This window comes from Bradyrhizobium yuanmingense, assembly GCF_900094575.1.
Classification (GTDB): domain Bacteria; phylum Pseudomonadota; class Alphaproteobacteria; order Rhizobiales; family Xanthobacteraceae; genus Bradyrhizobium; species Bradyrhizobium yuanmingense.
This window is the reverse complement of record NZ_FMAE01000004.1, coordinates 292,174-306,898: the sequence shown is the minus strand read 5'-3', so window position 1 is coordinate 306,898 and position 14,725 is coordinate 292,174. Positions and strand designations below refer to the sequence as shown.

The 14,725-nt window shown below is 64.2% G+C and carries 13 protein-coding genes and 1 tRNA gene; 3 read left to right on the top strand and 11 right to left on the bottom strand.

What is annotated here, in order from left to right; all coding sequences use genetic code 11:
* Positions 1–156 precede the first annotated feature (156 nt).
* The 5 genes from GA0061099_RS14935 to GA0061099_RS14915 form a co-directional block, all read right to left on the bottom strand.
* A tRNA-Gln gene (locus GA0061099_RS14935) sits at positions 157–230 on the bottom strand.
* A gap of 158 nt (positions 231–388) precedes the next feature.
* Complete coding sequence (gene rnz / locus GA0061099_RS14930) at positions 389–1,291, bottom strand: ribonuclease Z (RefSeq protein WP_036022401.1); 903 nt, start codon at positions 1,289–1,291, stop codon at positions 389–391.
* Between the two features lie 52 nt (positions 1,292–1,343).
* Positions 1,344–2,327, bottom strand: coding sequence for an antibiotic biosynthesis monooxygenase (locus GA0061099_RS14925; protein WP_036001231.1), 984 nt, complete (start codon positions 2,325–2,327; stop codon positions 1,344–1,346).
* Between the two features lie 15 nt (positions 2,328–2,342).
* Complete coding sequence (guaD, locus tag GA0061099_RS14920) at positions 2,343–3,740, bottom strand: guanine deaminase (protein ID WP_036022398.1); 1,398 nt, start codon at positions 3,738–3,740, stop codon at positions 2,343–2,345.
* A 15-nt stretch (positions 3,741–3,755) separates the two neighbouring features.
* Entirely contained in the window at positions 3,756–4,973 is a 1,218-nt protein-coding gene (locus GA0061099_RS14915) for a multidrug effflux MFS transporter (RefSeq protein ID WP_036022396.1), read from the bottom strand.
* 509 nt (positions 4,974–5,482) lie between these two features.
* On the opposite strand from GA0061099_RS14915, the gene GA0061099_RS14910 reads away from it, so the two are divergent.
* Complete coding sequence (locus GA0061099_RS14910) at positions 5,483–6,067, top strand: DUF1349 domain-containing protein (protein WP_036022394.1); 585 nt, start codon at positions 5,483–5,485, stop codon at positions 6,065–6,067.
* Between the two features lie 64 nt (positions 6,068–6,131).
* On the opposite strand, the gene GA0061099_RS14905 is transcribed toward GA0061099_RS14910, so the two are convergent.
* Positions 6,132–6,734, bottom strand: coding sequence for a TetR/AcrR family transcriptional regulator (locus GA0061099_RS14905; RefSeq protein ID WP_036022392.1), 603 nt, complete (start codon positions 6,732–6,734; stop codon positions 6,132–6,134).
* A gap of 199 nt (positions 6,735–6,933) precedes the next feature.
* Here GA0061099_RS14905 and GA0061099_RS14900 point away from each other — a divergent pair, with 199 nt between their 5' ends.
* Together GA0061099_RS14900 and GA0061099_RS14895 are read left to right on the top strand one after the other, a co-directional pair.
* Positions 6,934–8,178, top strand: coding sequence for an efflux RND transporter periplasmic adaptor subunit (locus GA0061099_RS14900; RefSeq protein ID WP_036001246.1), 1,245 nt, complete (start codon positions 6,934–6,936; stop codon positions 8,176–8,178).
* Positions 8,179–8,359: 181 nt separating this feature from the next.
* Entirely contained in the window at positions 8,360–11,548 is a 3,189-nt protein-coding gene (locus GA0061099_RS14895; RefSeq protein ID WP_036022430.1) for an efflux RND transporter permease subunit, read from the top strand.
* A gap of 36 nt (positions 11,549–11,584) precedes the next feature.
* Here GA0061099_RS14895 and GA0061099_RS14890 read toward each other — a convergent pair whose 3' ends face one another.
* The 5 genes from GA0061099_RS14890 to GA0061099_RS14870 all read right to left on the bottom strand — a co-directional run bounded on the left by GA0061099_RS14890 (position 11,585) and on the right by GA0061099_RS14870 (position 14,702).
* Positions 11,585–12,097, bottom strand: a complete 513-nt coding sequence (locus GA0061099_RS14890; RefSeq protein WP_036022390.1) for a hypothetical protein — start codon at positions 12,095–12,097, stop codon at positions 11,585–11,587.
* An 86-nt stretch (positions 12,098–12,183) separates the two neighbouring features.
* Positions 12,184–12,630: a MaoC family dehydratase gene (locus GA0061099_RS14885; protein WP_036001252.1), complete on the bottom strand. Its 447-nt coding sequence runs from the start codon at positions 12,628–12,630 to the stop codon at positions 12,184–12,186.
* A gap of 483 nt (positions 12,631–13,113) precedes the next feature.
* Positions 13,114–13,536 (bottom strand): hypothetical protein, encoded by a 423-nt coding sequence (locus GA0061099_RS14880; RefSeq protein WP_036001255.1) that lies wholly within the window; start codon positions 13,534–13,536, stop codon positions 13,114–13,116.
* Positions 13,537–13,548: 12 nt separating this feature from the next.
* Positions 13,549–13,770, bottom strand: coding sequence for a hypothetical protein (locus GA0061099_RS14875; protein ID WP_007592399.1), 222 nt, complete (start codon positions 13,768–13,770; stop codon positions 13,549–13,551).
* 113 nt (positions 13,771–13,883) lie between these two features.
* Positions 13,884–14,702, bottom strand: coding sequence for a lytic murein transglycosylase (locus GA0061099_RS14870; protein WP_036001257.1), 819 nt, complete (start codon positions 14,700–14,702; stop codon positions 13,884–13,886).
* Between the last annotated feature and the right edge of the window lie 23 nt (positions 14,703–14,725).

The window sequence follows — 14,725 nt, the reverse complement described above, 5'->3', positions numbered from 1 at the left end:
GTTGTCCAGCCCAAGGACGATACAGCGCGCGGCGATCCGACTTGGAAACGCAAATACTAGGTGAGGCAAACCGTCGCGAGCAGCGAGGCAGCCCATCAACCTGCCTGCCATCCTGCCCAGGGACCGGAACCATACCTTTGGGAAAGCGCCCGGAACTGGCTGGGGAACCTGGATTCGAACCAAGACAAACAGAGTCAGAGTCTGTTGTGCTACCGTTACACCATTCCCCAACGGAATAGTCGAACAAATTCAAAGGCCTGCTTGATTTGTTCGACTGTGGCCGGGAAGCGCATCGCGCTAATCGCGGCTCAGGCGTGGCAGCCTTCTACCCGCTCACATCTGGGCTGGCAAGCGCTGCGGTGGACGGATCGGGTCAGGGCGCGTTTGATCAGACGACGATGTGGTCGAAGTCTGCGGCGATCCGGGTGTTCGGGAAGATTTTTGCCGCCTCGGCGAGAATCTCTGCGTCTTCGTAGCGTCCCGACATATGCGTCAGCACGAGCTCTCCGACCTCGTTCGCGGCGGCAAAGGAGGCCGCTTCTGCCGCGGTGAGATGGCCGTAATTCCGCGCGGTCGGCGCGTCGCGATCGAGGAACGTCGCCTCGATCACCAGCATGTCGGCGCCGGCCACGTATTGCGACAATCCATCGGTGGTCTCGGTGTCGCCGATCACGACGAGCTTGCTGCCGCCGCTCGGCGGACCGAGGACGTCTTCCGGATCGATAGTTCGGTCGGCAAGCACGATCGGTCGGCCGGCGGCCAACTCGCCGCGCAACGGACCGTCGGGGACACCCAGCGCGATGAGGCGATCAGGCCGCAGATGACGGCGCGCGGGGCTTTGGAAGATGAAGCCGAAGCTGTCGGTGTCGCGGTGGCGGACCGGAAAACAGTCAACGGCGAATTCACCGGTATCGATAGCTCGTCCCTCGGTCAGCGCTTCGAACTGGACGGCGATCGGCGCCCTCCCCGCGCCCCACAGGCCGGCGAGCATGCGGGTGACGAGGTCGAGCGTGCCCGCGCCGCCGTGAACGGTCATTATCTCGGACGTCTGCCGCAAGCCGAGGGTCGAGAACAATCCGGGGATGCCGAGCACGTGGTCGAGATGGGCGTGGGTGAGCAGGATGCGGTCGAGCCGCCGGAAGCCGGCGCCGCTGCGCAGCAGCTGGCGCTGCGTGCCCTCGCCGCAATCGACCAGGACGCGCTTGCCTGCGGCTTCCACAAGGAGTGCCGGATGGTTGCGCTCCGCCGAGGGAACGCTCGCCGATGTCCCGAGAAACGTCAGGGCGAACATGGTCGTCGATGTCCAGCGACCGTCCTTCTCCGCGTCGATACGGTTGACGGTCTCACCGTCCCCAATGCCACGCGAGCAGCAGCGCGTACAGGCCCATCGACCCGGCATAGAGCACGGCGAGCAGCACGTACCCCGCGATCTGGCGACTGATCGTCGCCTTCGGCGTCACCCACCAGTCGAGCGCCTTGAAGGCGGCGGGCACCAGCCACCAGCCGAGCAGCTGCGTGCTGACGAGATTGCCGATGAACAGCGACAGCCAGACCGGCACGCCGTTTCTGTCGATCAGGGGCGCGCTGATGAAAGTACCCCAGAGGTAGACCACGGGATAAAGCACCAGGAGAACGATCAGGTTGCTCTTCCAGATGAAACCGGGCCCTTGCTCGGGAGCCTGCGTCTTGCCGGCCGGGAACCAGAAATTGAAGCCGTAGCTCGCCCGTTTCACGTTCATGCCGGCGTTGAAGCGCGCGCCCTCCTTCAGCAGCGTCTGCCGCAACGGCGAGTCGAGCCAGGCATTGAGATTGGCATCGCTGTCGAAAGACAGGATGATGATCCATTCGTCATGCAGGCCCGGAATCGGCCGCTCGACCTTGTGCCGCAGAAATCCCTTGAACTCGGCCTCCGCTGCCTGGATGCGCTGCTGCCATTTCAGGAAGGCGTCCTCGAGTCCATCAGGGACTTTGAATGAGATGACGGCCGAGACCGCGCTGTCGCGCGGGACGCCGGTGTCGGGCAGGATATGGACGTCCTCCGAACCGACGAAGAAGCGCTGCACCTCCGCGATCAACTTCGCCCGCACCTCGCTCTGCAGCCAGGCACGTGCCGCAGCCGGGCTCGCGAAACGCAGGATCGTCACCCAGTCCACATGCGCCGGCGGTTGCGGCGGCACCACTTCAAGGCTGAGGAAGCCTGGCCAGGCCTTGAGCACCTCGCCGACCTCACCGTTCCACCGGGCGAACGCAGCAAAGCCGTCGTCGGCGATGCGGCGCTGAATGACAAGAGCGACCGGCTGGCCGGTTGTTTCAGGAGATGCGCTCATTGGCAGCGGTCCGCCTCAGCCTTTCTTGTAGAGCCGCTTGCCCATCACCCAGGTCTCGTCGACGCAGCGATCGTCGCCGACCATCATGATGGCGAACAGCATGCTCGCGGCCTCGTCCATCGTGCGCGGGCCGGCGCCGTCGGCGATCAGCGATTGATGCCACGCTTGCGCGACCTGCCCGCCGTTCGGATCGAGCGCGACGAAATCGGCCTCCTTGCCCGGCTCGAAGTTGCCGAGCTTGTCGTCGATGTAGAGGCCTTCGGCGCCGCCGAGCGTGATCGACCAGAAACCGCGATAGGGCGAGAGCTTGTTGCGCTCGGCTTCCGCGAGGTCCTTGCGCGCGGGATCGATGCTGCCGTCGAGCAGCGTGTTGTTGCACATGCCGACCTTGTAGGCGTCGTCGAGCACGGAGATCATCGAGAAGCGGTTGCCGCCGCCGACATCGGTGCCGAACGACATCTTGACGCGATGCTCGGGATCGGTGGCGCGGCCGAGGCGGAACAGGCCACTGCCGAGGAACAGATTCGAGCACGGGCAGAACACCACCGCCGCGCCCTTCTTCGACATGCGGCGGAACTCGTTGTTGGAGAGATAGACGCCGTGGCCGCCGGAGAATTTCGGACCGACCAGGTCGAACTTCTCGTAGACACCGAGATAATCCTGGCAGTCCGGATGCTCGACCAGCACGCCGCTGCATTCGGCCGGATTCTCGGAGATATGGGTGTTGACCCAGCAGTCCGGATGCTCGTGCTTGAGACGCTGACACGCTCTCAGCAATTCCGGCGAGGCACCAAAGGCGAAGCGCGGCGTGATGGCGTAGAGATTGCGGCCCTTGTTGTGGTACTGCGCGATCAGCCGCTTGCTGTCGCGATAGAAATTTTCCGGCGTATCGATGAAATCGGCCGGCGCGTTGCGATCGATCCCGGTGAGGCCCGCGATGACGCGCATGTTGCGCCTGCTCGCTTCCTCGAACAACTCCTCGGTCGAAACAGGCGAGGAGCTCGTGAAGGCTTGGCAGGTGGTGGTGCCTGAGGCGAGCAGCGCATCGAGGAAACGCTTCACGCCCTCGCGCGCGTAGTCGCGATCCCGGTATTTGAGCTCTTCCGGGTAGACCCATTTCTGCAGCCACGGCAGGAGCTGCTCACCATAGGCCCCTAACACGCGCGTCTGCGGCAGATGGATGTGGCCGTCGATGAAGCCGGGAACGATGATGCGGTCCTTGATGTGGGTGACCTCGACGCCCGGATGGGCGGCGGCAATCTTGTCATAAGGACCGAACGCCTTGATCACGCCGTCAGTGACGACCATGAGACCATCCTGGTGAAAGCGCGCGGCGGCCGGCTCGTTGCCGACGTGCTTCCAGGGATCGTCGACGAAATCGAAGAACGTGCCGCGAATTCCGACCGTGGTCATGATTTGGTTCCTTATTTAACTGTGTGTCGCTTGGCGCGCCGACGGCAGCGAGATCGCGAGCAGCGTCCCCGCAATGGCGCAGAGCCCGAGATAAAGCCATCCGATCGGCGCCTGTGTCGCTTCGGGCAACACCGCCGTGATCGCCATGGCACCGCTCACGGCGAGATAGCAGAGCGCGCTGATGAGGCCGCCAACCAGGCCATGGTCGCGTTCGAACAGGCCAAGCGCCATGCCGTACATCATCGGGCACAGCACGCCGCAGCCGCCGAGCACCAGCGCGCCGCCGATCGTGATCGACGTAAAATCCAGACCTAGGGTCATGCCCGTTACGCTCAGGACCGCAGAGCCGGCGAGGAACAGCGCGAAGGCGCCGAAGCCCAGCAAGCGCGCCGGCATGACGCGTGCGAAATGCGCGCAGCCGAGCTCGCCGGCGAGATTGACCCCGCCAAGCCCGAGTGCGACGAGGCCGTAGATGGCCGCCGAATAGCCGAGACCGGTCTGGTAGAAGAACGGCGCGACGACGCCGAACGCCAGCTGCGCGCTGGCCGCCGCGGCAAACACCAGCACGAAGGCGAGGAAGCCCGGGCGGACCAGCGCATCGCGCAAAATACCGGCAGTGCGGCGCGGATCGAACGGCGCGCGCCGCTCTGCCGGCAATGTTTCGGGCAGAAGAAATGCGACGATCGCGGCGACGATCGCCGCGGCGACGGCAATGACGACGAAGACGCCGCGCCACGAGGTCAGCTCGACGATGAAGCCACCGGCTGCCGGCGCCAGCACCGGCGCAAGGCCCCAGGCGGCACCCAACAAGCCGGAGATCGCGGTGAGCTCGCGGCCGCGGAAACAATCGGCTGCGACCGCATAGGCGACGACGAGACAAGTGCAGCCGCCGATGCCTTGCAGGAAGCGCAAGCCGAGCAGCAGCGAGGCGCTGGTGGCCATCGCACAGGCGATGCTCATCGCGATCAGGACCGACAGGCCTGCGAGCAGCACGTTGCGGCGGCCGAGAGTGTCCGAGGCGATACCGACCGGCACCAGCGCCAGAGACATGCCGAGCATGTAAGCGGTGACGGTGTTCTGCATCGAGGCCGCGTCAGCTGTGAGATCCACCACCATCTGTGGCAGGCCCGGCGTATAGGCATCGAGCGGAATCTGGCTGAACGGCACGACGCACAACAGGATCGGCACGATCCCACTCCTGGCGCGACCGGCGTCCGAAGCAAGTGCAGTCATGGCTTACGCCCCCTCGATGCCCGCAGGCCCCATCTTTTCGTGCGCGCAATGAGACACGATGCAGGTTGCGGATATTCACGCACGGAACGTGCCAGAACTGTATGTAAAAACTCTTAGGAGTTCCCGTATCGATACGGTTCGCGGCGCTGGATGATCAGGCTCCGGGCACGCTCAAACAAAAATGCGAAAACAACCCCATGCACAGTACGAATCATTGAAGAATTTCGCGCCGCATGGTGCGGGTCCTGCCGGCGAGGGCCGTTTGACACGTCGGGCAGAACAGGCGCAAAGTTGCATGATCGCCGATCGTGAATCCGCAACTCGCGCCGACGCCGTTAACCGGTCGGAAGCCATGGCTGCTATCAAACGTGAGCCGGCCTCGACATCGGCACCACTGTCGATGGCGCGAGGCTGAACTCTGTGCACGCGCCCGATCGCAGTTTGCACGAGGCCATGCTTGTCCGGCAGATGGATCGAGCCACGGCAGGCATCGGCAATCGAGGTTGGAAATGACTCTCCTCAGAAGTGACGGCGTGTGGTTGAACGAACCGAAACGATGGACGGCAGAGGACGATCGCCTCCAGGTCGTGACGGAAAAAGGCACCGATTTCTGGCGAGAAACCCACTACGGCTTTTATCGTGACAGCGGGCATTTCCTGGGCTTTCCAACCGGCGAGGCATTCACCGCCAGCTTACGTGTACAGGGCGACTTCCAGGCGCTCTACGATCAGGCGGGCATCATGGTGCGCATCGACGCGCGACATTGGGTCAAGGCCGGCATCGAACTGTCGGACGGCCGCGCCATGCTTGCAAGCGTGCTAACCGACGGGCGATCGGACTGGGCAACGGCACCCTATGAGCATGATGCCGGAGACTTCTGGGTCCGCGCAACCGTTGCCGACGGCGTCCTTCGTCTACAAGTCTCGGCCGATGGCAAGACCTGGCCTCTCATGCGGCTAGCGCCGTTTCCGGCAGCAAGCTCCTATCTTGTGGGCCCGATGGCCTGCACGCCCGAGCGGGCGGGACTGGAAGTCGTGTTCTCGAACTTTCGTCTGACACCGCCGCTTGGAAAGGACCTTCACGACCTGAGCTAAGCGGCCTTGCGATCTATCGCGCTCCCGAGCGGGCAGATCGTCGTTCAGCGCAGGCCACTCGTCTCTACCCCCTGGCCGACTGCGCTTCCACGGCCTGCACGGCGACATCAGCGACCTGCCGCAGCGCTTCACGATTGGCGCCTGAAGACGCCATCACGCCCATGCCGACCGCCACCGCCGAGACATAGCGCGCGAGCGCGGCCGGATCGACGCTCTCCTTGAGATCGCCCTCCGCCTTGGCCCGGACGAAACGGTCGCGGAGCTGGTCCTCGTTCTGGGCGCGGCGGGCGGCGAGCTCGAAGGGGACGTTTTCTGAGCCGGTGCCGCAGGCGATGCCGCCCTGCACGAGCAGGCAGCCGGGCGGATTGGCGGGATCGGTCTGCTTGTCGGCGATGCCCATCAGCATTCGCTCGGCGACGGCTCGGGCGGTGGGCGCTGCGACCACCTCGTCCATCCAGATGTTGCGCAGCGTGGTGTAGCGGTCGAGCGCAGCCTTCAGCAGGCCTTCCTTGTTGCCGAAGCAGGCGTAGAGACTGGGCGGATTGATGCCCATGGCCTCCGTGAGCTGGGCAATGGTCGCGCCCTCATAGCCATGGCGCCAAAACACTTCCATCGCCTGGTCCAACGCCGTTTCGGCGTCGAATTCGCGGGGGCGTCCCATGCCCATGTGCCTGTCTCCTCGGATTCGGCGTGCTGTCTCAGCCTAACGCCGGATCCTATCTATTTGTTCTAGCTTTCTTTTTCTTGTGTCTTCCAATCGTCGCGGTATCGGCGTACAATTTTCTTAGTGATTGGTACATAAGTATCTTGCACTGCGGTATCCAGCTCCACATCTGTAGTGAACACTACATATCTGGAGCGCGCAAATGCATCCCTCCCAAAATACCTCCCGCACCGGCCATTTCCGCCGCCTTCTGGGCGGCGTCGCCATCGTGGGCGCCCTCGCCGCGGCCGGCTCGATCGTGACCGGCCGCTATTTTCATGCGGCGCAAGCGACCGCACCGGCGGCCGCAGCTGAACAAGCCGTTTCCGTCACCGTCGCGATGATCGAGCCGCGGCAGACCGTGCTGTGGGACGATTTCTCCGGCCGGCTCGAGGCGATCAACCGTGTCGAGCTCCGCCCCCGCGTTGCGGGTGCGATCATGTCGGCGAACTTCACCGAGGGCGCGCTGGTGAAGGCCGGCGACGTGCTGTTCAAGATTGATCCCGCCCCCTATGCGGCCGAGGTCGACAAAGCTGCCGCCCAGCTCGAGGCCGCCAAAGCGCGCGTCGTCTTCACCCAAAGCGAGCTCGAGCGTGGTGCACAGCTCGTCGGCAACGCCGTGGTCACCCGGCGGGACTACGACCAGCGCGACAACGCCAATCGCGAAGCAATCGCCAACGTCAAGGCGGCCGAGGCGACGCTGCAGACCGCAAAGCTCAATCTCGACTACACCGAAGTGCGCGCCCCCGTGGATGGCCGCGTCGGCAAGATCGAGGTCACCGTCGGCAATCTCGTCGCCGCCGGCACCGCCTCGCCGGTGCTGACCTCGCTGGTCTCGGTCAATCCGATCTACGCCTCGTTCGATGCGGACGAAGAGGTGGTGCTGCGCGCGCTGAACTCGATCGCCGATGCTTCCGGCCAACGCGGCAAGCTCGACCAGATCCCGGTCGAGATGACGACCTCGGGCGGCTTGTCCGCGAAGGGCAACATCCAGCTGATCGACAACCAGGTCAACGGCCAGAGCGGCACCATCCGTGTCCGCGCGGTGTTCCGCAACGACGATGGGCGTCTCATCCCCGGCCAGTTCGCGCGCGTGCGCATGGGCCAGCCGAAGCAACAGGCGCTGGTGATGATCGACGAGCGCGCGATCGGCACCGACCAGGACAAGAAGTTCGTGATGGCAGTCGGCGACGACAGCCGCGCCGTCTACCGGCCGGTCACGCTCGGCGGCGCGGTCGATGGGCTTCGCATCGTCACCTCGGGCCTGAAGTCCGGCGACCGCATCGTCGTCAATGGTCTGCAACGCGTGCGTCCGGGAGCCCTCCTCAAGACGGAGGTGGCGGCGATGGGTGCACGGGGGCCGCAGCAGGCGTCGAACCACAGCAACCAGGACGTGGTGCAGCGTTAATGCACCCCGTCATCCCGGGGCGCGCATCGCGCGAACTACGGTGCGCAATGCGCACCTGAGAATCTCGAGCGTACGAAACTCCGAACACATCACCTCTGGATTCCGGGTTCGCGCTTCGCGCGCCCCGGAATGACGAGTGGAGGTCTCGGAGAACATCAGGATATTGCCCAGGGGCAAGGCCATGAATCTGTCAAAGTTCTTCATCGATCGTCCGATTTTCGCCGGCGTGCTGTCGGTCCTGATCTTCCTTGCCGGCCTGATCTCGCTGTTCGCGATGCCGATCTCGGAATATCCGGACGTCGTGCCGCCCTCCGTCGTGGTGCGCGCGACCTATCCCGGCGCCAACCCCAAGGTTATCGCGGAGACAGTGGCGACCCCGATCGAGGAGCAGATCAACGGCGTCGAGAACATGCTCTACATGTCGAGCCAGGCGACCACCGACGGCGCGATGACGCTGACGGTGACGTTCCGGCTCGGCACCGATCCCGACAAGGCGACGCAGCTGGTGCAGAACCGCGTGCAGCAGGCCGAGCCGCGCCTGCCGGCCGTGGTGCGCCAGCTCGGCATCATCACCAAGAAGTCCTCGCCCGACCTCACCATGGTGGTGCATCTGTTGTCGCCGAACGGCCGCTACGACATGACGTATTTGCGCAACTATGCCGTGCTCAACGTCAAGGACCGGCTGGCGCGGATCGACGGCGTCGGCGACGTCCAGCTCTATGGCACCGGCGACTATTCGATGCGGGTCTGGGTCGACCCGCAGAAGGCGGCCGAGCACGGCCTGACCGCAAGCGACATCGTGCGCGCGATCCAGGCGCAGAACGTCGAGGCCGCCGCCGGCGTGGTCGGCTCCTCTCCGAACGTCAAAGGCATCGATCTCCAGCTCTCGGTCAATGCCGAAGGCCGGCTCGCCAACGAGGAGCAGTTCGGCGACATCGTGGTCAAGACCGGCACGCGCGGCGAGGTCGTTCGTCTGCGCGATGTCGCGCGCATCGAGCTCGGCGCGTCCGAATACGGCCTGCGCTCGCTGCTCGACAACAAGCATGCGGTGGCAATCCCGATCTCCCAGGCGCCGGGCTCCAACGCGCTGCAGATCTCCGACAATGTCCGCGCCACCATGGCGGAGATCAAGAAGAACATGCCGGAGGGCGTGTCCTACCAGATCGTCTACGACCCTACCCAGTTCGTTCGCTCCTCGATCGAAGCCGTCATCCACACGCTGTTGGAAGCCATCGCTCTCGTGGTGCTGGTCGTGATCCTGTTCCTCCAGACCTGGCGGGCCTCGATCATTCCCCTGCTGGCCGTGCCGGTGTCGATCGTCGGCACCTTCGCCGTGATGCACGTGTTCGGCTTCTCGATCAACGCGCTCACCTTGTTCGGCCTGGTGCTCGCTATCGGCATCGTTGTCGACGACGCCATCGTCGTGGTCGAGAACGTCGAGCGCAACATCGAGTCCGGGCTGTCGCCGCGCGATGCCACCTATCAGGCGATGCGCGAGGTCTCGGGCCCGATCATCGCGATCGCGCTGGTGCTGATCGCGGTGTTCGTGCCGCTCGCCTTCATCTCCGGCCTCACGGGACAGTTCTACAAGCAGTTCGCGCTAACGATCGCGATCTCGACGGTGATCTCGGCCATCAATTCCCTGACGCTATCTCCGGCGTTGTCGGCGCTGCTGCTCAAGGGCCACAACGAGCCGAAGGACTGGCTGACGCTGATCATGGAGAAGAGCCTCGGCTGGTTCTTCCGCGGGTTCAACAAGGCGTTCACGCGGTCCTCGGAGAACTACAGCGGCAGCGTCGGCAAGGTGATCTCGCGTAAGTCCGCGATGATGGGCCTTTATGTGGTCCTCGTCGGACTCACCGCATTTCTGTTCCAGCAGGTGCCGAGCGGCTTCGTGCCGGGCCAGGACAAGCAATATCTGGTCGGCTTCGCCCGCCTGCCCGACGGCGCCACGCTCGACCGCAGCGAAGAGGTGATCCGCAGGATGAGCGACATCGCGCTGACCCAGCCCGGTGTCGAGAGCTCGGTGGCCTTCCCGGGCCTGTCGATCTCCGGCTTCACCAACTCATCCAATGCCGGCATCGTGTTCTCGACGCTGAAGCCGTTCGACGAGCGCAAGGATCCCTCGCTCAGCGGCCCTGCGATCGCGGCCGAGCTGAACAAGAAATATGCCGGCATCCAGGAAGCCTTCATCGCCATGTTCCCGCCGCCGCCGGTCAACGGCCTCGGCACCATCGGCGGCTTCAAGCTGCAGATCGAGGACCGCGCCGGTCTCGGCTATGACGCCCTGAACGAGGCAACCACCGCCTTCATGGCGGCGATGCAGAAGGCGCCGGAGATCGCGGGCGTGTTCTCCAGCTTCCAGGTCAACGTGCCCCAGCTGTTCGCCGACATCGACCGCACCAAAGCGCTGCAGCTGGGCGTGCCCGTCACCGAGGTGTTCAACACGCTGCAGATCTACCTCGGCTCCTACTACGTCAACGACTTCAACAAGTTCGGCCGCACCTATTCGGTCCGCGTCCAGGCCGATGCGCCGTTCCGCGCCCGCGCCGACGACATCAGGCAGTTGAAGGTGCGCTCGTCGTCCGGCGACATGGTGCCATTGTCGGCGCTGCTCAATATCCGCCAGAGCGCGGGGCCGGAGCGCGCGATCCGCTACAACGGCTTCCTCTCGTCCGATATCAACGCGGCGGCTGCGCCGGGCTTTTCATCGGGCCAGGCGCAGGAAGCGGCGACGCGGATCGCGGCGGAGGTGCTGCCGCCGGGCTTTGCCTTCGAATGGACCGACCTGACCTATCAGGAGTTCATCGCCGGCAATTCCGGCATCTGGGTGTTTCCGCTGGCGATCCTGCTGGTGTTCCTGGTGCTGGCCGCGCTCTATGAGAGCCTGACCCTGCCGCTATCGATCATCATGATCGTGCCGATGGGCTTGCTCGCCGCGATGTTCGGCGTCTGGATCTCCAAGGGCGACAACAACGTCTTCACCCAGATCGGCCTCATCGTGCTGGTCGGCCTCTCCGCCAAGAACGCGATCCTGATCGTCGAATTCGCGCGCGAGCTTGAATTCGCCGGGCGCACGCCGATCCGGGCTGCGATCGAAGCCAGCCGCTTGCGGCTACGCCCGATCCTGATGACGTCGATGGCGTTCATCATGGGCGTGCTGCCGCTGGTGCTCTCGACCGGCGCAGGCTCGGAGATGCGGCGCGCGATGGGCGTTGCCGTGTTCTCGGGCATGATCGGCGTCACCGTGTTCGGCCTGTTCCTGACGCCGGTGTTCTATGTGCTGCTCAGAACCGTCACGGGCATGAAGCCGCTGGTTCATCACGGCAGTGACATCAGCGCAGCGCCGGTCCAGGGGCCTGCCGAGTGAACAGCGTCCCGCCGCGGCACGCCCTCGGCGGGACCATCATTTCCGGTTCTCCTCGCAGAATTTCAGCGCCGCCAGCGCCTCGCCGGCCCGCGGGATCTGCATCTCGATGATGTCATCGTCGTCGTCCTCGAAGTCCAGCGTGAGGCGCTTGGCCTTCGCGAGGCGGTCCATGATCGACTGGTCGTATGCGAAGATGCCGCGCACCGTGGTCTTGTCCATGACCTCCCACTTGGCCTTCTTCATGATGTCGGCATCGTCGGTGCCGACGTCGGCCCGGAGGATCTCGCCGGCCTTGTCCCATTCCCAACCGTCGTAGATCATCACGATCACGATCGCCTGCTCGGAATAGGTGATCACGATGACGTAGTCGCGGTTCTCGTCATCCTTGTCCTTGTAGCCGCGGCTGGCATTGCAATGGGTGTCCTGCGCCCGCTTCTCGATGGTCCAGTCGCCGACTTTGGATTGTTGCGCAAGCGCGGGCCTCGAGCTCGAGGCGGTTACGCTCAAGACGCAAGCGAGAATTCCGGCGGCAAGAAGAGATCGTTTCATGTCGGCCTCCAGCGCGTTCCCCGCGCCGAGATGACCACCTCTCCCGGCGGCTCGCAAGAGGGCGAGGCGAACGGCCGGCGGCCGTCCTATCCCCGCCGCGGCACGATCGCGATCGGAGTGAAGGTGTAAACCTCCTCGCCGTTCTGGTTGAACATGGTCCATTTCACCAGCGCGATGCCTTGCGGCTTCGATTTCGACGGCGTCAGGCTCATGACCTCGCCGACCAGATGCAGGCGGTCGTTGGGCCGCACCGGCATCGTCCAGCGCAGGCCGTCCACACCGGCGCCGATCAGCGGATGCGGGCCGAACGGACGGGTCTGGATCGCAAGGTTCATCGCGATCGCGGCGGTGTGCCATCCCGAGGCGGCAAGCCCCTTGAACAGGGTCTGCTTCGCCGCCTCGTGGTCGAGATGCATCGGCTGCGGATCGAACTCGGCGGCAAAGCGCTTGATGTCGGCCTCGGTGACCACGACTTCGGGGGATTTGAACTGCATTCCGATGGTGAGATCGTCGAACCACTCGACCTGCGCCATGATTTTGCCTCGCAAAATGACGTGCCGCTCCCGAAGAGACGGCTCAAAATCGACTGAGCCATGAGGGATATAGCGGGCCCGCAGCGCACAAACCAGCGCAAGGTTCCTGACGAAACCCCTTTCCCGATGCGACGAAACACGCCTGAAACAGATGGCCGCTTAAGTAGTTGTCAAAATAAATACAGGGACGGCCACCATGCAGTTCATCCTCGACCTGATCTACGAATATTCGTGCTGCCAGAATCTCGTTGTCCAGCCGCTGCGGGAGGATGAGCTATGATCGAGCTGATCTCAGCCCTGCTCGCGCTGTGCAGCATCGGCGTCTTCGCGGCGCATGCGTTCGACGCTTACCGCACTACGCATTCCTGACCGTTCTGACGCTAAAGCGCGATGCGATTAGGATGAATCGTCATCGCGCTTTAGTTGTTGTTTGAGCATGATCCTTTTGGAAAACCGCTCCGCACTTTTCCTCCGGATCATGCTCTAGAAAGGTCGCCGGTAGAAGTGCTCGGAATGCGTCGCCGGCGGAAACCGGTTGGCGAGCGCAAGCGCCCCCCTCTCGTCCGTCTCGAGCGCGATCTTCTGCGCCAACATCACATCGCCCGGTACCAGGAAGCCTGACGGGACGAAGCACCACCCCATCGTCGCGCGCCCCTCACTATCGACCTCGTGGACGTTGGCGGCTGTGCCGTAGTGGATGCGATAGGTCCGGCCGGTGTCGCAACCGACGACGTCGAAATACCGAAACTGCTCGAATTGAGCGCGCTGCGCCGGTGACAGCCATTCGGCCAGAAGCCGGCGGCCGCGCGCATCCGGCGTGTTCTCGCCGAAGAAGCGGCGATAGAGTTCACGCAGCGCATGCAGGCGCGCACGCGCCGGCGCGCGGAGCCAAACTGCCGCGATCATGAGCAGCTCAGATCAACCGCCGACCAGGCGGGGATAGAACAGCGTTTCCTGCGCGGTCGGATCGAACGATCGGATCCGGGTCACTTCGCCGGGTCCGGTTCGAAGCGCGGCGGTGAAGCCCGCTCCGGTCAGCTCACGAAAGCGCCGTTCGGCTCGCGCCAGCGCCTCGGCGTTGCCAGGATCAAACTCGTGGCGCGTATCGCCAGTTTGGTCCATCACGATCTGGGTAGCCATGTTGAGTCTCCTCATGCCCAGCCCTGAACTTGATCAAAGCAAACCTCGTGCCGTCGGTTCCAGAAGGCAACAACTTTCTCTCGCCGTCGCATCACACGTCGCTGAGCAAGAGCTCAGCGTGAGGCCGCAGCACTCCCGCCCTCGTCGATCTGCCGGCCCATCAGCGCGATCGCCTTCTGATAGACACCAGCGGCATTCCAAGCCTCGATCGCAGCGAAATTGGGCTCGCCCGGCTGGTATCCCGCTCCCGCACGCCAACCATGGGCTTTGAGGAAATTCGCGGTCGAGTTCAGCGCATTGGCCGCAACTTCGAGATTGCCGGTGCCGTAGGCCAGAATGCTCTTGGGCATGAACTGGGTCTGGCCGACCTCGCCATGCATGGAGCCGCGGGTCGATCCCGACAGCGTACCGCGGTCGATCAGCTTCAGGGCGGCATAGAGCTGGTCGGTGAAGAATTCGGGACGGCGGCAGTCATAGGCGAGGGTCGCAATCGACGACAGCATGTTCTGGTTGCCGCGCTGGCTGCCGAAGCCGGTCTCCATGCCCCAGATCGCGATCAGCGGCCCGGGCGGGACGCCATAGCGCTGCTCGATCGAGGCGAACAAGGCGGCCTGCGACTGCTTGAGCTGCCGGCCCTTGGCGACGATGGTGGTGGCGCCGCGCTTGGCCAGGAACTGGTCCAGCGTCAGCGAGAAGCTGCGCTGGCCGCGGTCGGCCGCGATCGTGGCGCTGGCATAGTTCGTTTGCATCAGCGCCGACAGTGCGGTGGGGCCGATGCCCTTGCCCTGAGCCTCCGCGCTGAACTCGCGCTTCCAGGCCTCGAAGCCGGCCGGCGAGCTGCCGCATTGCGCGGCCTCGGCGGAGGATGCCAGGCAACCGAGCAGCGTCATTGCGCCAAGAACCGCTCCCGCAACAGCCCTGCCCCTGATCATGCCCGACCTCTCCTGTCCTGTAC